Below are 26,322 nucleotides of genomic sequence, written 5' to 3' on the forward strand. Positions count from 1 at the left end.
TTATTTGAAAGTTTTCCAAAACATTTCTTTAGGAGCACTCTTGTCTGAAAACCCTTGTCCCCGCTCAGTTTGAGCTGATAGGGCTCGATTCTCTGTTAAAACGGGCCGCCGATGCAGTGCCGGCAGCGGCAAAGGCTTTCTTCTGATTGGACGATCAGCCGAGTCATCCCAGGCTTCTAAAATCAAGTGGGCATTCGTTCCTCCATCGGCAAAACAATTAATCGCTGCAGCCGGCGTTTTCTCTTTCCACTCGGCTTGTGTTTTACAAAAATACAAATCCGTTTCCTCAATATTAAAATGCGTCATTTTCTCATCACCTGACAGGAACGGAACCAATTGTCTATGTTTCAGCATCAAAGCGACCTTAATCAGGCTTGCTATCCCTTCTGCGCATAAAGGGTGGCCGATGTTAGGCTTAACCGACCCCAATCCTAATGGAGCATTGCAGCGAGAGCGGTAAATCGCTTGAATCGCCTTAAGCTCAAGCAAGTCTGTCACAATTGAACCAGATCCATTTGCTTCGAGATAACTGATTTCTTCAGGCTTTTTGCCGCTTTTCTCAAGCGCCGACAGCATCACGTCCTTTTGCGCCTCAAGATTCGGTGCGGACGGACCTGCGGTTCTTCCGTCATTGTTTACAGCTGCGGCTTTAATGACAGCATAAATGGAATCTCCGTCTTCAAGTGCTTGGCTGACCGTTTTGACTAAAACCATTCCCACGCCTTCTCCTAAAACGACGCCTTCTGCTCGCTTGTCAAATACATGGAAAGACGGCTTGTCACTTAAAAGTCCGCGCTCCTGAAACATTCGATGTGCATCTGTATCAAGCAAGCTGACACCGCCGACAACCGCTGCCTCGATATCTCCGCTTCGTAAAGCCTGAATGGCCATATTCATGCCGACCAATGCAGAGGAACAAGCTGTATCCAGAACAATACTCGGTCCTCGCAAATCAAAAAATTGTGAAATATTAGCGGCTAAATAGTTTTGTCCTCCAGCTACAATCGGATTTCTCGCTTTTGAAAGACTGGATTGATCAGGCTTGTGCTGACTGCGACCTCCTATATAGACACCAGCCCGCATGCCTTTCATTTCCTTTTCGGTGTACCCGGCGTGATACATCAGCTTCAGACTTTCTTCCAATACTGCCAAAGCCTGCGGGTCCATTGCTCTGACATCATCATCGGACATCAGGAAGAAATCAGGATCAAATCGGTTCAGGTCCTCGATTACCCCGGCATAATACGAGCTTGAATTGCCAAAGCGTTCATGCGGCACAGGTTTGATCTCTGATCGACCGTCACGTATTAAATCCCAGTATGCCTCCAGCGTTTCCGCTCCGGGAAATCGGCATGTCAGGCCAACGATCGCGATGTCTTCTGCATGAACTGCCGGTTTTATATCGCTTGCCTTTTGCATTTGCTGTTTCGCCGCGGAAGCCTGATCGGACGGCAATGATGCCGCATCAGGCACATGTTCTTTTGAGTCAGCTGGATGTACAGCATCTGGTAAGGCAGATTTATATTCAGAAATCAGCCACTTTGCAAAAGATTCTATTGTGGGGTATTCAAATAAAATAGATGGATCGATATCTCCTTTTAACTTTTGATTAATCTGCTGTAATAGCTGCGCCAAAATAATCGAATCTACTCCGTATTCTTGAAAAGGCTCATCAGTTTCAAGGTCTTCGGCGCCTATCTTCAGCTCGTCAGAAAAAATAGTCACAAGCCATTCTACTGTTCCATGGAACAAGCTCTGAGCGCTGTCTTGTTCTCTTGTCTCAGCACGTTGGAAAGCCTTATCCGTCAGTGAGTGCTGCATGAGCTTACCCGGCTGCCATACATCTGTATGGTGAATCGCGGGCAGGACAACAGCTTGCTGTTTTTCAGAAAGAATCTGATCCAGAAGCTGCAATCCCTCCTCGTTATTCAAGCCTAACAGTCCGGTCTGTTCTAAAGCTTTGCTTCGAACCTCGCCTAAGCCGGTCTCCTTCCAATTTGGCCACTGAATGCTGACGATCGGATATTTATCTTTATGTGATTCTGCAAAATAATCCATAAATGCATTCGCCATTGCATAATCAGCTTGTCCGGCCGCAAGCACAGGGACGGTCGCTGATACAGATGAAAATAAAACAAAGAATTGCAGCGGCTCATCTTTGAGCAGGTCAAATAAGGTTTGAAGCCCTCCGACTTTCGGCTCCAGCACGGCTTGAATTTCTTCTGCTGATTTTCTTATAAATGCCGGATTATGTTTATTCAGAGCCCCGGCACAATGAATCACTCCGCCAATCGCTCCCATCGTATGCTGAATCGTCTCGATGCTTTGTTTGACAGCAAGCGGATCGGATAGCTGAAGAGACTGTACTTGTACTTGAGCGCCCATTGCTTCCAACTCTTGGATGGCTTTCAATTTCTGAGCAAGCGGCGTGTTTTTCGCTTTAAGAAACTCCCACTGTTCACGCGGGGGCATGACTTCACGGCCGGTGAGAACCAATCGTTTCACCCCGTATGTTTGCACAAAATGACGCGCACACACCATTCCAAGCCCTCTTGTCCCCCCTGTAATCAATAGCACCTGATCTGACGGAAACGATAATTCTTTTTGATTAAAAGCATCTGCTGTTCGCTCGTCCAAATATGCGCGATAACGCCGTCCGTCTCGATAACAGACTTCGGTGTCTGTACTGTCAGCATAAAATTCATCTGCAATCTGTCTGGCCAGCTCCTTTTCGGCTGTTACATGGTCTGTGTCCATATGTCTTGATGTAAGGTGACTGTATTCACTTTGGAGCATTCGGTATAGACCAGCCCGGGATGCACCGGACAGATTAACATCTTTATTTTCAAAAGACTCGAGCCCCTTCGTCACACACAAGACAGTCAATTCTTGCTTGTGTTTACGGCCAAGCTCAATCAGTTTTTGCAGCCAACTGATCCAGTTTATCGATTGCTCATGGCTCATTCCGCATCCGATCAAATCCACTGCTCCGCCGACATTTTCCCAGTCGGCGTCTGACAGATGCTCAAGCTCTTGTCTGTCAATGATGCGATAGCTCGAGAAATACAGGGAAAGCTCTTCAGCCAATGACCTTGTTTCTGCGTTTGCCAATATGGCAACCGTTTGGCTCATACGTTCTGATGATGTAATCGGGCAATCCTGCCACTGTTTTTGTAACAAGCTCTGTTTCGTAGGCCGTACAGCAGATGGCAATGCCGAACGGCTGTCTTTTTCTGCAGCATCTTCAATTGGGAGCCAATAGTATTCTTCTGCAAACGGATAAGCAGGCAGACTGATTCGGCGAGGCACGTGATCGCCATAAAGCTTGTTCCAGTTTATTCGCAATCCTTTTACCCATAATTCTGCTAGCTTCTCCAGCCTTTTTTTCTCAATCCACGTTTCCAGCAGGATTTTGGCGTCATTATCTGTTTCAAACACTTTCATTTCACTTTTCTTCGTTTTGACATGCGCGTCATAGATTTCCGTATTCGGAATATCTGCAATATAGTCTTCTAACGTTTTGATAAGCATTTCTCTCGAATCAGCCAAAAATGCCATTCGGTAGTCCATTGGTTCCCGGCCAGTCTGAAGGGTATATGCCATATCATCCAGATTGATATCTTTATTAGAATCTGCGAAGTCTCTCATCAATTGGGCATAAGCCTTCAATTGCTGCCTCTTTTTCGCTGAGAGCACAAATAGCTTTGAATGATGGCGATCTGGCAATGGATCATTGTTTCTATCAGACTGATATTCTTCAATCACGAGGTGGGCGTTCGTTCCGCTATATCCAAAAGAACTCACACAGGCCCGCCGCGGTTTTCTATCAGCCGTTTCCCAATGCTTAAGCTCAGTGTTTACATACAAAGGCGATTCTTCAAATTGAAAATGCTCATTAGGTTCAGAGAAGTTCAGTGTAGGCACCAGCGTTTTATGTTTCATGCACATCAGCACTTTTTGAACACCGGCAACACCCGCTGCCGCTGATGTATGGCCAATGTTGCTTTTCACAGAACCGATCGCACAAAATTGCTTTTTGTCTGTTTTCTCTTTAAAGACGGTGGACAGCGCCTCTAATTCTATTGGATCTCCTTGTTTTGTTCCGGTGCCGTGCATTTCAACATAGCTAATGCTTTCAGGATGTATGCCATATGTCTCATATATATCCCGTTCCAGATCCATTTGGCTTTTCACGCTCGGTGCCGTAATTCCGTTTGTTTTCCCGTCCTGATTAATGCCCGAACCGATAATAACGCCATAGATGTGATCACGATCCGCTTCTGCATCTTTCAGCCGTTTCAAAACGAGCGCTCCTGCCCCTTCTCCGGGAACAAAACCATTTGCGCCATTATCAAATGCTTTGCATTGTCCATCAGGAGACAGCATGCCGGCTTCACACATACTGATGTAAGATTCCGGTGTCAGGTATAAGGTGACTCCTCCCACCAGCGCCATATCAATTTCTTTGTTTACTAATGCTTGACGCGCTAAATGTGTACCGACTAGTGAGGATGAGCATGCCGTATCGATCGGAATCGCCGGCCCTTTTAAATTGAGATAATACGGAATACGCGCTGCCGCTATCGCAAAGCTGTTTCCGGTGGCGCTTGCTCTTGCCTGATTCCGATTCAGCATCACTCCGTATTCATTGCTCATAATGCCAAGATAAACACCGCACTTTTTATTGCTTAACGTTTGCGCATTATATCCGGCATCCTCGAATGCTTTATAGCCTTCCTGCAAAAAGATTCGATGCTGCGGGTCTATCAGTTCAGCTTCTGACGGCGGAATATTAAAAAACAGCGGATCAAAATGTTCAATATCATCCAGCATCCCCAGTGATTTGCAATAGACTTTCCCCTTTTGATTCAGTGCCGGGTCATAGTATTTGTCTACATCCCACCGTGATTTCGGAATGTCACGAATCGCATTTCTTGCATTGACCAGATGATCCCAATATTCTCTTACATCCTTGGCACCGGGGTATCTGCCTGCCATCCCGACTATGGCTACCGCATCGTCTCGGTAACCTTGATGAGATCGGTCTGGTTTCTGTTCAGGCGCTTTCATCGCTGGCAGCCGAACGGGCTGAATCGAACGCTCCGCGGGTTTCGCTTTAGCTTTAGCTGTTGCTTCAGGCTGTTTATTCTCTTGGAAAAGCTCATCCGCTCTTTCTTTACTTCTATTACTATGATTGACAAGCTCGGCTTTTAACATATTTGCAAACTGACGAATTGTTGGATAATCATAAACTTTGGTAACTGAAAATGATGTGCCATATTGCTTATTGATTGCTTTTATCCATTCTAGTCCTGTAATGGAGTCCATTCCGATATCGATAAAGGTGTCATCAATATCGACCTCTTGGGAATCCATGCATAACACTTCAGCAATGCTTTCCTTTAATTCATCATTCAGTGTTTCAATTGTTCCAGCATATTGACTGGAAGCAGAAATTTCCGACGCTGCATATTGAATGTCTTCAACTGGTTTCTGCTGCTCCGGCTCATGATGGCCTAAAGGCGGCAACGAAATATTATCCGGTTTAGATAAGATGGATTCCCGTTGTATCGGTGTATACGTCTCCTCTGATTTTTGCGGATGGTTTTCTGCATTTTCTCCATCAGCTTGTGTGCTTAATTCATCTTTTAAGAAAGCGGCAAAATCACGGATTGTCGGATAATCATAAACCTTGGTCACAAGAAGCGATGTACCAAATTTCTTATTGATTGATTTTATCCATTCAAGACCGGTAATGGAGTCCATGCCGATATCAATGAATGCCTCGTCCGGGTCGATTTCATTTTGATCCATATATAACACGTCTGCTAAGCTTGCTGTCAGTTCATCACATAAGACTTCAGCAGTTATGGTTTGCTGCTTTCTAACCGGCTGCAGCGGAACAGATGTACTTTGCTGTGTTTCCTGACTGCTTGCCATCAAAGGCTGCAACGAAATATTGGCAGGCTTACCGCTGACTTTTTCCGGAATAAATGGCTCTTGGATGACTGGCTGTGATGTAACAGCCGGCTTCACTGGTCTTTTTTCAACTGTCTTCACCACAGTTTCTTCTATCCAATAACGGTCTCTTGCAAAAGGATAGGCAGGCAAGCTGATACGGCGCGGCTTACCATTTTGATAAAGCATGTTCCAATCGATATTTAACCCTTTGACCCAGAGGTCTAAAAACTTTGCAAATTTTCCTTTGCGAACCCATGCTTCAATTGTCTTCGCCATATCTTCATCAGCCGCAAAAACTGCCATGGTTTCTTTATTTCGCTTCACTTGTCCCCGATATAAGTGTTCAATGTGTTCTTTTCCAGAGATAAAATCATTCAGCTTTTCATTAAGCTCCTGCATATTTTCAGCCACAAACGCCAAACGCTCATTCATTGCTTCTCGTCCGACCTGAAGCGTATATGCGATACGAGGCAGATCGGCTTCAGAATAACGCCCCTCACGGAGAGCATCCAGCAATCGTTCCGCCCGTTTTTGAAGTCTCTCTTCATTTTTTGCTGAGAGCACAATAACAGCCGCCTGTCCCGCTGAAGAATGCTCTGGCTCAGATTTCGAAGCATATTCTTCTATTAGAATATGGGCGTTACCCCCTCCGGCGCCAAATGATGAGAGGCCTGCGATTCGCGGATATTCAATTTCTTTTCCATTTACTTCAATGATCGGCTTCTTCCATTCTTCAAGCTCTTGCTGGACTTTGAATGGAGAATTAAAGAAGTCAATATTCGGATTCAGCACTTTTGAATGAAGGGAAGGCGCCAGCTGTCTGTATTTCATTTGAAGCAATACCTTTGTTAATCCCGCAATGCCCGCTGCACTCTCACAGTGCCCGATATTTGATTTGGCTGAGCCTATGGCACAAAATTGTTTGTCTTTCGTATGTTCTGAGAACACTTTAGCCAGCCCTGTTATTTCAATAGGATCTCCGAGTGAAGTGCCTGTGCCATGCGCTTCGATATAACTGATAGCCCGCGGGTCAATTTGCGCCTCTGTAACCGCCTTTTTAATGACATCTGCCTGGGCTTTCGGGTTAGGAACTGAGTATCCGTTTGTTTTTCCTCCGTGGTTAATGGCTGTGCCCTTAATGACTCCATAAATGTGATCGCCATCTTCAATCGCTTTGGACAATGGCTTAAGGAGTACAGCTCCAACGCCTTCTCCCGGCACATAGCCGTCTCCTCCCTGTCCAAAGCTTTCACACCTGCCTTTGCTTGACATAAATTTGTTCTGTCCAAGCATCAAATATTTATTGGGGTGGATTGAAACATTGACTCCCCCTGCGAAAGCTGCCTCACATTCACCGCGATGCAAGCTTTGGCAAGCCAAATGTATAGCGGTCAATGAAGAAGAGCACATCGTATCCAGAGCCATACTCGGTCCATGGAAATCGAAATAATAGGATACCCGGTTTGCTACAGAGGATGGATTCCCCGGTAAAGCCAGAGACCGGCCCCGCGCTTGTTCTTGCGCTCCGTACAGCTGATATTCTTCGTACATGACACCGACGTAAACGCCTACGTTTCCGCCAAGCTCAGCATCCTGTTTACGGCCGAGGTGCTCTCTTGTATATCCGGCATCCTCCATCGTTTCGTAAACACATTGCAAAAATAAACGCTCCTGCGGATCCATTAATTTCGCTTCACGAGGAGAGATATGGAAAAATTGCGGATCAAACTTATCTACATCCTTAATAAAGCCTCCCCACTTGCTGTACGTTTTTCCTGGTTTGTCCTTATCTTTATCGTAATAGAGACTGTGGTCCCAGCGGTCTTCAGGAATCTCGGTAATACAGTCGTGGCCGTCCCTCAAGTTTTTCCACAGTTCATGGATGTTGTCTGCTTGCGGATAGCGTCCGGAGATTCCGATAATCGCAATCTCTTCCGTTTCTTTTTCAGCAGACTGCTTTTGCACATTTCTTTGCTTGGGGACGAATCCGGACTTTCTGCGGCGAACCGGACTTTCTTTTTTCTCTTCGGTCTCAGAATCTGTCTTTCTATTTTCTTCTATTGAAGAAGATGTTTCTGATTCAATCCCCAAGATGTGTAACAGCTTTTCTCTATGTGATTCAGTAAAATACTGTGATAATGACCGAATATTGAGGTATTCAAAGAACAAGGTTTTAGACAATGAACCGAATACTTTTTCTAATTGTCCGGTAACATGCATGATCATAATTGAATCGATTCCGTAATCCTCCATTGGAGCTTCGGCGTCAATCTGGCTGACAGGCAGCTTTGTAACTGAGGAAAGCACACTCTTGAAATAATCCTCTGCTTTTTCTCTCAGCATCTCTTCATCGGCTCCCATCACGGAACTCGCATTTTCAGTATGCTGAATTTCACTTTTGTATTTTCCATTTGGAGATTGCCCATTTCCTGTTTGATCCAAAAATGAATGGATTTTGCTCACAACGCCTGCAGCCACCATCAGCTGCGATTTTCCTGAGGCCCATCCATGGTATAATGCCTGAATTCCGTCATCTGCTTCCATGGCGACCATACCTGTATCTCTCGTCAGCATCCTTTCGGTTTCAGCATCAACATGCATGCCTCCGTCTTTCCACAGCGGCCAGCTCATGGAAAGGGTTTTCCCGTAGCGCTTGTGCTGTGCTGCTTGGACATTCCGGTACTCGCTGAATGTATTCATAAAAGCATTTGCCATTGCGTAATCTGCCTGTCCTGCACTTCCCACTGTCCCGGCATTTGAAGAAAAAAGGATAAAAAAGTCGAGCGGGATATCTTTCGTTGCTTCGTCAAGATGAATCAGGCCGGTGACCTTTGGAGCGAGCACATCTTGAATCTCATCTTTCTTTTTTCTAATAATGAAATTATCTTTTATAATGCCAGCGCTATGAATGATGCCATTTAAGCCGCCATAGTCCTCTTGAATCTCTTTCGTTAAAGCCATAACAGCTTCTTTTTCAGTCATATCTGTTTGTCTATAAACAACACGCGCGCCCATTTTCTGTAACTTCTGAAGCTCTGACTGCTTTCTTTCATTGACAGGAGACCTGCCTGTGAGAATCATGACAGCCTCACGCGTTTTGTTTGCAATTTCATTTGCAAATAGGAAACCAAGCCCCCCTGCACCGCCTGTAATCAGATAAACCCCTTTATCCTTCCATGGCATGTCGGTGCCCGGTTGATCAGCTGCTGTCTCTTTCCATTTGCTTACATACCGTTTTCCTTGCCAATATCGGATATGGTTATCATGAGGATATTGCCTGCATTCTGCTAATGTTTCGGCCAGATCGCTTGCAGATATCCCTGAATCAAATTCAATCAGCTGGCCATTGAATGCTGGGTTTTCCAGCTGGGCCGTTTTGAGAAGTCCCGCTAAGCCGTTTAGCAGCTGCGGTTCGTCCAATGCAGGAACAGCGACTTGAACGAGCACATTCCCGCCAGGTTTTGAGTTTAGCAGCTGTTGAATGTCTTCGAATAACTGTAAAGCATACGCTTTAAACCGTTCATGAACTGCCTGCCCGCTTATTTCTAATACCGTACAGTCAAACTTGTTCCGGATTCTTTCGATTTGCCTTTCTGCCATATCACAAACAATAACTTTATGCCTCTGATATTCCATTAACTCATTTTTCTCTGAAACAGTTGCTTCTTCCCATATATGCTCGAATAAAAGTGTGCCAGTTGCTAAATCTGTCTCGTTTTCTAGAGTTCTGGCAGAATAGCCTTTCATTCGCACGCATACCTGGCCCACTTCATTACACAAATCGATGTCAAGCTTCTGAATACGATCCGCGGCGGTACTGTCCTTGCTGTATTTCACGCGGGCCCACATCGAAGTCTCACAATCTTTGAAAATTTGGATATCCTGCAATGCGAAAGGCAGCATTGCTTGGCTTTCTGTCAAACTGGCATCCTCTGTTCCAAGCCTCAGACCGATAGAAGCTTGAAATGCCGCATCTATCATGCTCGGATGCAAAACATAATGATCTTGGGTATGTGAAACGACAGACGGCATCGTCAATTTAGCTAGAGCTTCGTTTGCCCCGACATATATAGTATCAATCGCTCTGTGGCCGTCACCGTACTCAATTCCCATTTCCGCATAAGCGTCATAGCATACACCAGGCGGCAGAATGCGTCTACTGCAGCTTGCTTTCACCTTTTCAATATTCAGTTTAGGAGCTTCTTCAGTCTGGCAAAGCACAACGCTTCCTTGGCCGTATATCACCGGTTCCTCCCCCGCGCTGTCACTCTCCCTGCAGATTTCGAACAAAATATCACCATTGTCTTCCGGATAAAGGTGAACGTATATGACTGATTGCAGATCTGTGACAGCAACAGGGCGAATCCAAACGATATCCTGAAGACGAATATCTGCATGCATCTGGTTCGCAGCCGCCTTTTCTGCAGCTGCCCGAACCATTTCTAACAAGGCTGCACCGGGTAAAATGTGCTGACCTTTAATGACATGATCCTTTAAGAAAAATTCACGCCCTGTGAACTCTGAACGAAAACGCACGCCCGACATGTCAGACACATTTTCGTGCAGGAGAGGATGAATGGCATGGCCTAGGGTCAAATTCTGTTTTGGCAAGTCAATCTCTGTCTCTTTCTCCGGTACCCAATACCGCACTTTTGCGAAAGGGTATGTCGGCAAGCTGATCCGCTTAGGTTTGTTTCCCCCGTATAAGAGCTTCCAATCAACCGCAGATCCGCCGGCCCATTTTTCAGCGATCAGGTTTAGATTTTCTTGTTCCAGCCATTTATGTACTGTTTCTCCGGAAAGTGATATATCACCGGTTTCTTTTGTCATTCGGCCCTTCCAGCAATGCTCAATGGTTTCCTGTCCTTTTAGATATGCTTCTAATTGACCTCTCAATTCTTGAATCCCGCCTGCTAAAAAAGCAACCCGCTCTTCCATCGGTTCACGGCCAATCTGCAATGTATAAGCTACATCTCTGATTTCAATACCCTCATGAAGAAAATCGAGAAGACGTTCCGCATACACATGAAGACGTTCTTGATTCCGGGCAGAAAGCGGAATAATCACCGGTGTGGTGTCACGTACAGACACGGTCTGCTCCGCTGCTTCAGGAATGTATTCTTCTAAAATCATATGGGCATTAGACCCCGTTGCACCGAACGAACTGATGCTTGCCCGGCGCGGATAGATGATTCCCTCACCATTCTCATTGATAACAGGCTGCTTCCAAGTTTCGGTTTTATGCTGCACATAAAATGGCGACTTTTCAAAGTCTACGTACGGGTTCAGCTCTTCTGAATGCAAAGAAGGCACGAGGGTTTGATGGTGAAGCTGAAGGGCGACTTTGCTTAAACCGCTGATACCTGCGGCGGATTCCGCATGCCCGATATTTGACTTGACAGAACCGATTGAACAGAACTGACAGTCCTCTGTATATTGGCGGAACGCTTTTACCAGACCCTGTAATTCGATCGGATCTCCTAAAGATGTACCGGTTCCGTGCGCTTCCACATAACTGACAGTCCGCGGGTCAATCCCTGTTTTCTCCAAGCATGTCTCAATCAGATCAGCTTGTGAAACAGGACTTGGCACAGAAATCCCGCTTACAGTTCCTACATGGTTGACTGCACTTCCTTTAATTACTGCATAAATACGATCTCCATCTTTCTCGGCCTGACGTAAAGGCTTTAATAAGACCGCACCAATTCCTTCTGCCGGCACATAGCCGTCCCCATCCTTGCCAAACGTGCGGCAGTGCCCGTCAGTGGAAAACATATCCCAAACACCGTACGTCATATACTTATTCGGGTGCAGAGAAAGGTTAACACCGCCGGCTAATGCGACCTCGCACTCTCCGTGACGAAGGCTTTCCAACGCCAGATGTACGGCAGTTAAAGATGAGGAACATACCGTATCAACCGCCATACTCGGACCGTGGAAATTGCAAAAATAGGACACTCTGTTGGCAATTTGCGCATAGTTGAGAGAGAGAGGGAACACATTTTCCTTCGATGCTGCTTCAGCACCGACTAATGTATAATCCTTGTGCATGACGCCGGCAAAAACGCCTACATGCTGTCTTTTGTTCCGTCCTCTAGGTTTGGCCAACGTCTTCGGCGTGTAGCCAGCATCCTCAATCGTTTCCCAGCATGTTTCTAAAAACAGCCGCTCCTGAGGATCCATTGTCTCCGCTTCTCTCGGCGTAATTCTGAAAAATTGAGGATCAAAGCAATCAGGATCATCAATAAATCCGCCCCACTTAGAAATGCTTTTTCCTGAAGGGGAGGTGATTCCTTCAAAGCGCCTCCAATCCCAGCGCGACTCGGGAATCTCACTAATGCAATCCATTCCCTCTTTCAGATTGTTCCAAAAGTCATGAATATTGTTTGCCTTCGGGTACCGGCCCGCCATGCCGATAATCGCAATGTCTCCTTCTGCTGCCTTCAGAGATGCAGTTCGGGCAGAATCCTCATGTATACGTCTCTTCCGGCTTTCAGCAGTACCGCGATCAATTGTGCGAATAGCGGCACGCTTTCGTTCGTTTTGATCAATAGAATGAGAGGAGGTAAAATGCTCACCGTACTCCTGGGCAAGAAACGCTGACAGCTCCGCAATCGTGGTATGCTCAAACAGGAGAGTCGGTGAAAGGCTCTCACCAATTTTGTCACTGATGGTTTCTACCACTTCAAGCAAACCGGATGAATTCAGTCCCATTTGATAATAGCCAACCTGCTTTTCAATCTGTTCAACCGCCTTATTAATTTTGTCTGCGATTAATTGGCTGACGAATTGTTCAGCTGCCTCGTATGTCCCCGTACTCTCGGCTGACGATGACACCTCTTTGATTCCTTCTGCAGCCTGTGAAAGTTCGGCTGTATCTTTACTCGCCTCCTGGCTTTGAGGCAAATCCTTGCGGCCTCCATGAATAAGCTCTGCTTCACGCACTAATTTGCTTGTGAAGTTTTTCAGTTCAGCTACCTTTTCTCCCGAAGCATTAAAAAATTCAAGCGTTACATAAATGAGCTCTTTTTCCTGACGGACAGATGAACGCTTAATTCTTGTCATGCAATGCGTCTGCAAAAGGGCTGAAGCAGAAAAAGATTCATAGAACAGAGGCAAAAACAGCCTCTGTTCCCCTTTAAGCAAAGATGTAAGCAAATTGTTGGCTCCCACTCCGCTCCCATCGATGAGAGCCGGATGAAACATAAAGCCTTCTGCATGAAGCATAGCTTCGGAGCCAAGAGAAAGATCAAGGAGCACACCGTCTTCCTCTTCATAAATATGTCCATTCGCTTTCATATATCCGCTATGCACAAGTTCCTGGCGTCTGCACTGTTCATACACATCATCGAGCTGTACAATCGTGTCCGGAATTGCTTTGAGGTGATTGACCTCCAGTGTTTCTTCAAACACTGCCGGCACGTCGGTGTGCATATCAGCCTTCATAAAGAGCTTTTCATCTGACGCTTCTTTATCACGGCGTTTTTCGAAGCCTTTAACTGATATTTGCCAATGCCCTTCATTTTTCTCCGTGCAATCGATATTGAGCATAATTACCGAATCCTGTCTAGCAGTCAACGGCTGGTAAATGGATAAGTTCCGCAGTTGAAGCTCTGAGAAGGAATAGCCGTGTTCTCTGAATATCTGGTAAATCATATCAATATAAGCCAAACCCGGAAGAACATGTTGTCCGTAAACCACATGGTGATAAATAAACGGATTTTTTAACGATAGAGTGAGTTGCTTCGTTATATTTTTCACGTTAGACCTCCACTTCATAAGAATCCCATATGTTTGCTGTGTCCATTTTTAAGGTCTCCTCTTCCGGCTTTGACGCGCCAGCCGAAAACACCCGTTTCTTTAATTCAGGAGGCGATATTGGACTACGCTTAATCACACGTTTTTTATCTTCATCCCACGCCTCTAAAATGACATGGGCGTTTGTCCCCCCATCGGCAAAGCAGTTAATGGCCGCAGCAGGCAGCGGTTCTGTCCATTTTTCCAGCGATCGGCTGAACGTGAGATTCGCTTTCTGCTTATCGAAATGTGACATCTCTTTATCACCTGATAAAAATGGAACAACACTGCGCTCTTTCATCATCAGAACAACCTTGATAAAACTTGCGATTCCTTCAGCACAAAGCGGATGTCCGATATTCGGCTTGATTGATCCGAGCGAAAGGGGATTTGCGTTCCCTGAACGGTACACGGATTGAATCGCTTTAAGCTCAAGCAGATCGGTTACCATTGAACCTGATCCGTTTGCTTCAAGATAGCTGATGTCCTCTGGCTGTTTTCCGCTTTTGGCAAGCGCAGCCTTCATGACTTCCTTTTGCGCTTCCAAATTAGGTGTTGCAGGCCCTGCGGTTCTTCCGTCATTATTGACCGAGGCCGCTTTGACCACAGCATAAATGGTATCTCCGTCTTGTATGGCCTGTTTTACCGTTTTTAACAGAACCATTCCGACACCCTCACCTAAAACAACGCCATCAGCACGCTCATCAAACACATGGAAGGATGAACGCTTACTTAAAATGCCGCGCTGCTCAAACAGCCGGTGAGAGGCGTCTGAACCAAGCAAGCTGACACCGCCCACTACAGCAGCTTTCATATCCCCGCTGTGTAAGGCCTGAATAGCCATGTTCATGCCGACTAAAGCTGATGAACATGCTGTATCTAACACAACACTCGGGCCGCGGACATCAAAAAATTGTGAAATATTTGCCGCTACATAATTCTGGCCGACTGTCACGATAGGATTCTTCGTATGAAGAAGACTCTCTTCATCAGGCTTGTGCTGGCTTCTGCCTCCAAGATAGACACCGATAGATTCACCCTTTATTTCATCTGGTGTATATCCGGCGTGATACCAAAGTTTCAAACACTCTTCCAATACCAATAACGCTTGCGGGTCCATCGCCTTTACATCCTCTTCATGGAGCAGGAAGAAATCATGATCGAAATGGCTGATGTGATCAATGACTCCGGCATAATACGGTGACTGATAACCCCAGCGCTCTGCCGGAACCGGTCCGATTGACGAGCGTCCCTCAGATAATAACGACCAATATGCTTCCAGTGTATCCGCCCCCGGAAAGCGGCAAGATAACCCGACAACGGCGATATCCTCTGGATGAGAACTCGGTGACGAGGACACCGGCACCTGTCTTCGGCTGACAGAAGCAGGATCCTCCGCAGGGTGAGGTGTGACTGTCTCAGTTCTATTTGCCGAAGATGCTTCCGCATTTTCCCCTATCTTGTCTCCAAACAGAGCAGTCAAGGATTCGGCATAAGATCCTACAAGCCAATCAGCAAAGCGCTGAATTGTTGGATATTCATAAAGAATAGATGGATCGAGCGCTGTGTCTAACTTTCGATTAATACGCTGGAGCAGCTGTGCCAAGATAATAGAATCTACACCATAATCCTGAAATAAATCATCAATTTTCAGGTGTTCGCGTTCGATTCTCAGCTCTTCAGAAAACAAAGCAACAAGCCATGTCCGCGTTTCATCTAAAAGCAGCTCATGTTTAGCCGGCTCTGCGGTTTTCCCGATTTTTTCAGGTTGTGATACAAGCAAAGCTTCTTCTTTCAATCCAGATTCTTGCCGGATCCGCCGCTCCATCAGCCGGTCTGGCTTCCAATTTTCCTGATTCGTGATAGCAGGGAGGACAACCGGCTGCAAGGTCCCAGATAAGATTTGATCCAGAAAACGCAAGCCCTCTGAATTCGTAATGCTCAGCAAGCCGCTTTCTCGATATGCTTGATTTGTCACTTCCCCCATACCGGTTTCTTTCCAATTCGGCCACTGAATGCTGAAGATTGGCGCATTTTCCTTATGTGCTTCTGCAAAATAATCCATATAGCTGTTAGCCATGGCATAATCAGCTTGTCCAGCCGAAAGTGCCGGAATAATGGCAGAAACAGAAGAAAATAATACAAAAAACTGTAGTGGCTCACGACTTACATAGCGATAAAGGGTTGTAAGCCCAGACACCTTCGGCTCCAGTACCTGCCGCATATCATCAGCTGTTTTGCGGATAAACGCCAAGGTATCCATGTCCGTTATTCCTGCACAATGAATGACTCCGCCAATTGGCCCCATTGTTTGATTGATTTCATGTAAGGCTTGCTGTACTTGTGTCTCATCAGACAAAGAGAGTGACAGCATTTGAACTTGTATGCCTTGTGCCTCCAGCTCCCGTACCGCTTGAATTTTCTGCGCCGCAGAGGTATTTAATGTCTCAGCATGAGCCCATTCTTCTCGCGGAGGAAGCTGCTCACGTCCTGTCAAAACCAGCTTTTTCACTCCATAGTGTTCCGCAAAATGCCGGGCGCTTAATAGTCCGATTCCTCTTGTCCCGCCTGTAATGAGAAGCACATGTTCTTCCGGGAAGGTCTGTCGATCTTCGACTCCTCTCCAGGTTACCGGATGCGCTTTTAAGTAAGCCTGGTACCGCAAGCCCTCTCTGTAGCAAACCTCCGTCTCCTCAGTATCGGAATAAAACTCCTCAGCGATCTGCTTCGCGAGAATATGAGGATGAACAGAGTCTTCCGCATCCATATGCCTTGATCTCAAATGGCTGTATTCGCTTTGAAGCATACGATACAAGCCAGCACGGGAGGCTCCTGTCATCTGCACGGAAGGGTTTTGGAATGATTCCAGCCCTTTCGTCACACAAAGCAGCATGATTCCCTCTTTATGCCCGTCTTCAACCAGCCTTTGAATCCAGCTAATCCAATGTAGCTGTTCTTCCTCGTGTCCGCCGCAACCGATTAAATCCACAAGGCCGTCAAACTGTTTCCAATCATTACTTAACTGTTCATTGTCAATCCGGCTCACATTTAATATGAGATGTTTCGGGAAATGCTTTGATACTTCAGCTGCCAAGTCTGCCGTCTCTTCATTGCTGAGAATCGCAACAGCCCTTGTCCCCGGCGTTTTTGTGGCAATCGGACTTGCGCTCCATTGTTTTGTCAAAACACATGAGGTCCGCTTTTCACTATGATCAACGAACTCTATGTTGTCCGGTTCTGAAAGACTTTTCTCTGCCGGAAGCCAATAGTAATCCTTCGCAAACGGATATGAAGGAAGGCTCATTAGACGCGGTTTGGCCGCCCCGCCATACAGTTTAGCCCAATTGACCGCGACACCTTTGACCCATAAATCCGCAAGCTTGGCGTATTTCCTTTTTCTGATCCAAGCCTCAATAGCCATTGCCAAGTCCTCATCAGCAGAAAAAATGGCCAACGCTTCTTTGTTTCGATTCGCCTGTCCGCGGAAGAGCCCTTCAGTCCCTTCCTCGCTGTCAACATACGCTTGCAGTTTTTCTTCAAGCTCCTGCATTGTGCCCGCAATACAAGCCATGCGTTCATCCATTTCTTCCCGCCCGACTTGAAGCGTGTAGGCGATACGGTGCAGATCTTGATCTGTATACTTTTTGTCACGAATGGCACCCAGCAATTGTGCAGCCCGATCCATTAGCCTTTGTTTATTTTTAGCCGACAGCACAATAATGTTCGGATGTTCAGTAAGCGCATGTCGGGAACCTGCTTTTGGAATGTATTCTTCAATCACAATATGGGCGTTTACTCCGCCAATCCCAAAAGAACTTATTCCTGCCCGGCGCGGGATTTCGTTTCCGTTCCGGTCTTTGACAGCCTTCCATTCCTCTTTTTCTTGAACAATGTAAAATGGACTGTCAGTAAGCTGCAGGTAAGGATTGAGCGTATCGCAATGCAGGCTTTTGGCCAAGGTTTTATGCTTCATCTGCAGCAGTACCTTAATCAGGCCAGAAATACCCGCTGCCAGCTCCAAATGACCGATATTGCTTTTAACTGAGCCGATCCCGCATCGATGATCCGGAACTTCCGGCTGTGTGTGCTCATCCCTATTAGACAGTTCTTTAAACGCGGCTTTCAGCCCGTTTATTTCTATCGGATCTCCCAATTCAGTCCCCGTTCCGTGCGCTTCGATATATGTGACTGTACTTGGATCTATGCCTGCCCGGCGATATGCACGCACCAGCAAATCAGCTTGCGCTTTCGGATTAGGAGATGTCAGAGTATTGGCTCTTCCTCCGTGATTTTCTGCCGTACCCCGAATGACGCCGTAAATATGATTCCCATCGCGCTCAGCATCTGTCAGTTTTTTCAGCATGACCATTCCGACACCTTCTCCTCTGACATAACCATTCGCATCAGCAGAGAATGTTTTACATCTACCGTCTTTGCTCAGCATGCCAGCTTTGCTGTAGCTAATGTGCGCCTCCTCGGTTAATATCGTGTTCACGCCTCCTGCGATTGCCATCTCACAGTCGCCGCTTTGCATAGCAGTCACAGCACGGTGAATCGCAACAAGCGAGCTTGAACAAGCCGTTTCTACCGGTTCACTTGGACCATGGGTATTTAAGAAATAACTCATTCTATTCGGACCTACCGAAGGAATCATATGGCCTGTTGCGGCATGTCCTTCAATCGGGAGATTTTCTTTAGTAAATAAATCTTTATATCCTGTATTTCCTGTGCCGATAAAGATGCCTGTCCCTGTACCTGAAAGGCTCTGCGGCGAGCATCCAGCATCTTCTATCACCTTCCATGCATATTCCATTAACAGCCTCTGTTGAGGATCTACATAATGGGCTTCACGGGGTGATATCCCAAAAAACAACGGATCAAATTCTGCTACACCATCAATAAATCCGCCCCATTTGATGTCAGTCTTATTGGCTTCTGAGTCAGGATTTCCAAAATGCTCCCGCCAATCCCAACGGTCTTTCGGGACTTCCGTGATACTGTCTTTGCCTTCCTCAAGATTTCTCCAGAATTCATCTATGTCATTGGCTCCAGGGAATCGGCCGCTGATGCCGACAATGGCGATCGGCTCATAATCGGCAGCCTGATTTGTGTTTCTTTCCTCTTTTGGCATAACAGTCTGTTTAAAGCGCTGTTTTCTCCTCTTTGTCATGCTTGGAGCCGCAGGAGCTGTTTCTTCATCTTTTTCAGGAACCGATGATATTACGTTCTCCTCAGCAAAAGCCTCCTTGTATTCATCTATCAGATAGTCAGCCAAACTTTGAATCCTTCCATATTCAAAGAAAATGGTCGGCGTCAATTCCAATTGATATGCTTCGTTAATCTGATTCGTAAATACAGTGAATGAAACTGAATCAAAGCCATACTCACTCAGCTCTGTATTGATATCGATATCTTCAACGTTCACTTTTAAAATGACGCTGACCATGTGACTCAATGAAGCTTGCAGGCTGTCTGCAGCAGATAAAGAGTTGGATGGTTCATCAGTCCCGCTGACGGCTACATCTTGAGGCAGCCATTCATCCTGATACTCAGACATTACATATTCAGCCAGGCTTCGTATACTTCCATATTCGAAGAAAATGGTCGGCGCTAACTCCAATTGGTACACTTCATTAATCCGGTTTGTAAATACAGTAAACGTAACCGAATCGAATCCGTACTCGCTGAGTTCTGTATTGATATCAATATCTTCAGTGTTAACTTTTAAAATCTCTCCGACCATCTGGATGAAAGACTGTTCCAATTTACGGGTTTGGCTGTTATGTTTATCTGCGCTTTTATGATCCGTCCGTTTGATTTTAGACCCGGAAGAGAGCAATTTTTGCTTCATTTTCGCAAGCTGACCTTCCATCACGAATACTTGCGGCTTTTCTGAAGCGATTCCTTGATAAAGGGCTTTAATGCCGTGATCACTTTGCATCGGGACCATTCCTGCGTTTTTCAACATACTCTTTTCAATTTCAGCATCAACTTGCATACCGCCCTCTTTCCATAACGGCCAGTTGAAGGAAATGGTTGTGCCGTTCCGCTTCTTAGACACGGCAAGCGCGTTTCTGTACACGGCAAATGCATCCATAAATGTATTGGCTGCTGCATAGTCTGCTTGTCCAGTGTTTCCTAAACATCCGGACACAGAAGAAAACAAGATGAAAAAGTCCAACTGCCAATCTTTGCTGCATTCATCTAGATAAAACAAACCGTTCACTTTTGGCTGTAATACTTCTTGAAACTCTTTATTTGTTTTGTGCACAATGAAGTGATCTTTTATGATGCCTGCACCGTGAAGAATTCCATTGAGATGGCCGTACGTCTCTTTGATTTCATCCATGAGCCGTGAGACCGCCTTTTGATCTCCAACATCAGCCTGTTTATAGATAACCTCTGCACCCAACTTTCGGAGAGCCTCAAGCTCCTGCTCCTTATGCTCACTTAAGACTGAGCGTCCCGTAAGAATGATGGCCGGATGAACGGCTCGATTGGCAATTTCTTTTGCAAACAAAAGGCCTAAGCTCCCCGCTCCACCTGTGATAAGGTAAACGCCATTATCCTTCCATGGCATATGAAGCTCAGCAGCTGCCGGACGCGCTATTTCACTCCAGCCTTTGACAAAGCGGTCACCAGCTTCATATTTGATCTGTTTGTCATCAGGCCTCTGACTGTCGTCTATCAGCTTTTGATGAAGGCCAATGATCTCTTCCGGATTCTCGACCTCAATGACCTGAGCTGTAAGTTTGCTGTATTCCAATTCTGCTGTTTTGAGTAATCCGGACATTCCCGCAAACAATTGCTTCTCGCCTTTCCCCGGCACAATCACTTGAATGATCAGATTAGCTTTAGAGCGAATCTTCTTTTGTATGAGTTCAAAAACCTGCTGTGTATAGCTTTGAAAACGTTCAGCGATATTCCCCTCAGTTTCATTCAGAGTAATGACATGCACATTCTGCATGCGGGATGCAATGCCGTCGCTGACCTTTCGTTCGGTTTCACAGAAGACAACGAGATGCTCTCCGTAAGATGTCACCTCTTTAGCGATCACCTCATCCTGCTTATTCCAAATCGGCTCGAGCATTAACCGCTCATGTGTAACTGCAGGTTTTGGCGAATGAACTTCTCCTTCCAACACTCTTGTTGAAAATCCCTTCATCCTTACGCATACGTCCCCAGTCTCGTCAAACAAATCGATATCCGCTTTCTGCACCATATCTCCGCCGTGATCACCGTCACTTAACCGGGCATATGCCCACATCGCAGACGTACATCCTTTGATCACTTCAAGTTCTTCAAGCGCAAACGGCAAAATCAATTTTTGCTCAGTAAATTCCTGCATGATACAGATTGTGGCAGCCTGAACAGCGGAGTCCATCATACTTGGATGCAGCACAAAACGTTCCTGTGTGTCAGAAACAGATGCTGGCAGCTGCAATCGTGCCAAAACCTCTCTGTTTCCGATATTCACTTTCTGAATTCCTTGGAATGCCGGACCATGAAACATTCCCCTGCTTCTGCCTTCCTCGTAAAATTGGTGAGGCGAAAGCTCCTTCCGGCTGCAGCGGCGCTGTAATTCACCAAGATCCCAAGCCGGCTTTTCTGCTGCAGTTATCAGTTCCGCACTGCCTTGACTGTGTATGGCTGAGCCTGACCCTTCTCCGGTACTGTAAATGTCATATGTGATTTTCCCATCCTCTTCTGGAAAGAGACTGATATGCACATGAACCGGCTGACTCTCGACCACTACAGGCTGAACCCAAACGGCGTGATTTAATTTGATTCTGACATCCTGTTCGTTTATGCTGCCTGTAGCCTTGTTTACAGCCATTTGCGCCATTTCAAGGTAGGCAACCCCAGGGAGCACCGGCTTCCCTCTCACCACATGATCTGTCAGAAAGAATTCCTCACCTGTAAAAACTGAACTGAATCTCTGCTCAGAAAAGTCTGACGTATTTTGATGAAGCAGCGGATGCAATGCACTGACGCCTGTCTGTTTAGCGGACATTCTTCCCGAAAGCTTGTGATCATCCTGTGATGCCCAGTATCGTTCCTTTGCAAAAGGATATGTCGGCAAACTCATTCTGTTTGGACGCACATCTTTGTAAAGCTGTAGCCAATCAATATGCGCTCCTTTACTCCATATCTCCGCCAGCTTGTTCACTTTTCCTTTTGCGATCCACTTCCCAATCAGTTCCGCGCTGTCTTCATCCTCTGTCAGCCATGAAACATCCTTGGCTTGCTGCTTCTCTCCTTGATAACAGCCTTCTATTGGTGAATTTCCATTGATAAAATCAGCCAGCCTTTGTTTTAACTCATCCACATGATCAGCGATAAAGGCAACCCGATATTCCATTGCTTCTCGCCCGACCTGAAGGGTATAAGCAAAATCAGCCAGATGGCCGCTTTCAAGCCCTCTTCTTTCCAAATGAACCAAAATGCCATGTACATACTCATGCAGCCGCTCTTTATTTTTTGCCGATATCGGAATGATGCAGGCCCCTGTTTGTTTCTGATCAGCAGAAACTGTTTTGTATTGCTCGAAAATCGCATGAGTGTTTGTCCCGCCAAGCCCGAACGAACTAAGTGCAGCCCTGTGCGTTTTTATTTCATTACTCAATGCTTTCTTTTGATCGACGACGTAAAAAGGAGAATTAGCTAAGTCTGTATTTGGATTCGGATCCTTATAATTGATGCTAGGAGCAAGCTCATTATGGTAAAGGCTCATCACCACCTTAATGCAGCCTGCCAGCCCGGCGGCCGTATCAGCATGTCCGATATTGGATTTGACCGATCCGATTCCGCAAAATTGTTTTTTATTTGTATACTGCCTGTAAACTGCCGTCAACGCTGACAGCTCGATTGGATCTCCAAGCTTCGTACCTGTACCGTGCGCTTCCACATAGCTGATGGATTCAGGCTGAATATTCGTTTGATTCATGACCTTTTGAATCACGTCCGCCTGTCCTTTTACACTTGGAGCATAAAAGCCGACTTTGTCAGCTCCATCGTTATTTATACCTATGCCTCTTAACAACGCATAGATGTGGTCGCCGTCTTTTACGGCATCCGCCGCTTTTTTGAGCAATACAACGGCAACGCCCTCACCGCCAATCATTCCGTCGGCAGAGGCATCAAATGCCTTAATATGCCCATCACTTGAAAAATTCAAACCTGACTGATGCACGTATCCGATATTTGACTCGGTGTGCAATGTCGCTCCGCCGACCAAAGCATAATTAGATTCACCAGACATCAGGCTTTGATAGGCAGAATGCAATCCGATTAAAGAAGAAGAACAATTGGCATGAACGAAATAGCTAGGCCCTTTCAATCCGAGCTTATGAGAAATCATCGTCGGAATGGTTCCGCTCTGTGCAAGCACCCACGATACATAACCGTCCGGCGTTTCAAGGCTCTCCGTTGTTTCTTTTGGCAAGAGCGCGCGATATGAATTATTGCTTGCTGACATATAAACACTCGTTTCCGGAATCTGTTTGGACACGTAACCGGCATCTTCTATCGCTTTCCAGGAGTGAGTCATGAGCATCCGCAGCTGCGGATCCATAAATTCAGCATCTTTAGGTGATATTTGAAAGAAGCTTGGGTCAAACTCGTCCTTCCCTTCAATCGAGGATTTAGCCGGGACATACCGTGAGCTCTCAGTCAGTTCCTCTGAAACACCAAAACTCCGAAGCTCTTCTGTACTGAAAAATTTAATACTTTCCTTGCCGTCTCTAAGGTTCTCCCAAAACTCAGCATGGTTTTTCGCACCTGGAAATTCACACGATATCCCAATAATCGCTACACTGTCCTCATAATAATCCGGAAGATCACCAGTAACATTTTGCATGTGAATAGGCTTATCTGACTTTTCCGCTGATGCTAAAGTCAAAGAGAAACCAGTATCCGCCATTTGCTGTTCAGTGATATATTTACTGATGCCTTTGATCGTTGAGTATTCAAACAAGTCTGTGACAGTAAACTCACAGGATAGTTCATGCTTGATGCGTTCGGCAGCCGTAACAGCGAGAAGCGAATCGCCTCCCACATCGAAAAATCCGTCTTCCTGCTCAATGTCATAAACGTTCAGTACATCTTGCCAAATAGATAAAATAGTTTCCTGTATTTTCATAGAAGCAATATTCCCTTGCCTTGGCTGCTTCGCTGTCACTTTTTGTTTCTTCAGAGTATTTCTGTCTATCTTGCCGTTCGGTGTTAACGGCATATGGTCAAGCTGGGTAAAATAAGAAGGCACCATATAGGCTGGTAAACTGTTTTTTAAATAATTCCGCAGCTCCCTTGATGATAGAGATAAATTTGCATCTTTCCCTGTATAATAGGCAGCGAGCTTCTCGTCTCCATCCTGTTCAGCTGCCAGAATGACGCTTTCCTGAATAGCCGGATGTTCATTAAGCCGGCTTTCAATATCGCCAAGCTCAATGCGGAATCCGCGTATTTTCACCTGGTTGTCGATGCGTCCGATATATTCAATCCTGCCTCCCGGAAGCCAGCGTGCCTTGTCACCTGTTCTATAAAGCTTTGACCCAGGCTCAAAAGGGCTGTCTATAAATCTTTCATCCGTCAATTCACCCTGTTTGTAATAGCCCTTTGCCACTCCGTCCCCCGCAATGCAAAGCTCTCCCGGGACACCAGCCGGGACAGGCGTAAGCTGCGAATCGGTAATATAAATCCGGGTATTTGCGATAGGCCGGCCTATCGTGATGTGAGATCTTTCTTCATTCACACGCTGGACCGCAGACCAGACTGTTGTTTCCGTAGGTCCGAACATATTCCAGGCTTCGCTGTCCGTATTGAGAAAATGCCGCTTTAGTTTTTCAGGTAAGGCTTCGCCTCCGCATAGAATCTTGACTCCCTCTTCATTTTTCCAGCCTGAATAAAAGAGCATTTTCCATGTCGCAGGTGTTGCTTGCATGATTGTCGGTCTCAAATCTTGTATGTCGCGCTTCAGTTTTTCAACGTCTTTTGTATGTTCAGTTTGGCAAATATGGCACTGCGCCCCCTTTATCAAAGGGAGATATAGCTCTAAAGCAGCTATATCAAAACAGTAGGTTGTCACAGCAAGCAGGCTATCCGCTGATGAAAGACCGGGCGTCTCACCCATAGAAACGAGAAAGTTTGTCAACGCTTTATGCGGAATCATGACACCTTTGGGCTTCCCTGTGCTGCCGGACGTATAAATGACATAAGCCAAGTTTTCCGGCTTGACGGTGCGCGAAAGAACACGTCGATCAAAAGCGGCTTGAGTGACATCATCCCAGTCCTGATCTAACAAAACTGTCTGAACCCCATTCCAGCTTAAAGTATTGGCCAATTCGGAAGTAGTCAGTGTAATGGAGACTTCACTGTCCTTCAGCATGTATTCCAATCGCTCAGCCGGATAAGACGGGTCTAACGGCACATATGCTCCTCCTGCCTTGAGAATCGCCAATAAACCCACAATCATTTCCAGCGATCGATCCACATAGATACCTGCCAAGCGATCCGGCCCCGCTCCATGCGCCTGCAAATATATGGCCAGCTGTGTGCTTTTTTCATCAAGCTCCCGATACGTCAATGTTTCACCTTTATAGCTGACAGCCGCCCGATTAGGCGTCTTTTTCGCCTGCTGCTCAAATAACTCATGAAAACACGCATGTGGATAATTCTTGTCAGTAGCGTTCCACGTTCTGAGAATCATTTGTTCCTCTTCGTCAGTTAATAAGGAATACTCTTTTAAAGTCTGAGAAGGACTCCCAACAGCCTGTTCTGTTAAATAAACAAAATGATCGAACATAGCGGAAATAGTAACGGTATCAAACAGCCCAGTATTGTATTTGATGTTCAGCTCCATTTTTTCTTCTTCTTCCCATAGCTCAAACACCAATTCGTATTCACCCTCTTGATGAATACTCTCAACGAAATCAACAGAAAAGGAATCCTTAAATTTACTCAACAGACTTTGATAACTTCCAGTTTGAAGAAAATTCTGATAGAAAAAAGCTGTCTGAAAAACAGGTGAACCTGCTTGCTGGCGAGAAATATTCAAATCCCGCACCATTTTTGGAAAAGGATAAGCCGCATGATCCAGTCCATCGAGGATTGTGAATTGCAATCTCGAAACGAACTCAGAAAAAGTTTCTGCCGCTTTCAGTTCACCCCGGATAGGCAGCATATTGAGAAAATGCCCAATAGAGGAATCAAATCGCTCTTCAGGTCTCACCATCGCAGGCATGCCGACGATCAGTTCTTTCTGATCGCAATAACGGCCTAACAGCATCATATAGCAGCTCAGCAATACCGTTGAAACATTTGTAGAATGCTCTTTGGCAAACGATCTGACACGCTTCATTAAACTGCTGGGCAGCCGCCGAGCGTATGTGTCTTCCTTAAACTCTGAAACGGACGTACTGGTGCTTACAGCCGGCAGCTGAAGATTCGGCAATGTGCCCGATAGCTGTTTCCGCCAGTACGAACGATGTTTCTCGCCGTCTTCACCGGCAAGCATGTTCTGTTCCCAAGCGGCAAAATCGTGATAAACGGCCGGTGAAACAGACT

The 26,322-nt window shown here is 46.0% G+C and carries 2 protein-coding genes (1 of these 2 cut by a window edge); both read right to left on the reverse strand.

Annotated elements, in window-relative coordinates; genetic code table 11:
• Positions 1–13,740, reverse strand: a complete 13,740-nt coding sequence (locus DIC78_RS00715) for a type I polyketide synthase (RefSeq protein WP_127695176.1) — start codon at positions 13,738–13,740, stop codon at positions 1–3.
• Positions 13,724–26,322, reverse strand: partial view of a non-ribosomal peptide synthetase gene (locus DIC78_RS00720; protein ID WP_127695178.1) — the 3' portion only. 2,554 nt of this gene lie beyond the right edge of the window; only the last 12,599 of its 15,153 coding nucleotides appear in the window; the start codon falls outside the window, past its right edge; it ends in the stop codon at positions 13,724–13,726. The genes DIC78_RS00715 and DIC78_RS00720 overlap by 17 nt, the downstream gene beginning before the upstream one ends.

It is taken from the genome of Bacillus halotolerans, assembly GCF_004006435.1.
GTDB classification, from domain to species: domain Bacteria; phylum Bacillota; class Bacilli; order Bacillales; family Bacillaceae; genus Bacillus; species Bacillus halotolerans.

Bases quoted from the DNA above. Each gene is read 5' to 3' on its own strand.
- DIC78_RS00715 (WP_127695176.1), bottom strand. From the start codon at position 13,740: ATGAAGTGGAGGTCTAACGTGAAAAATATAACGAAGCAACTCACTCTA.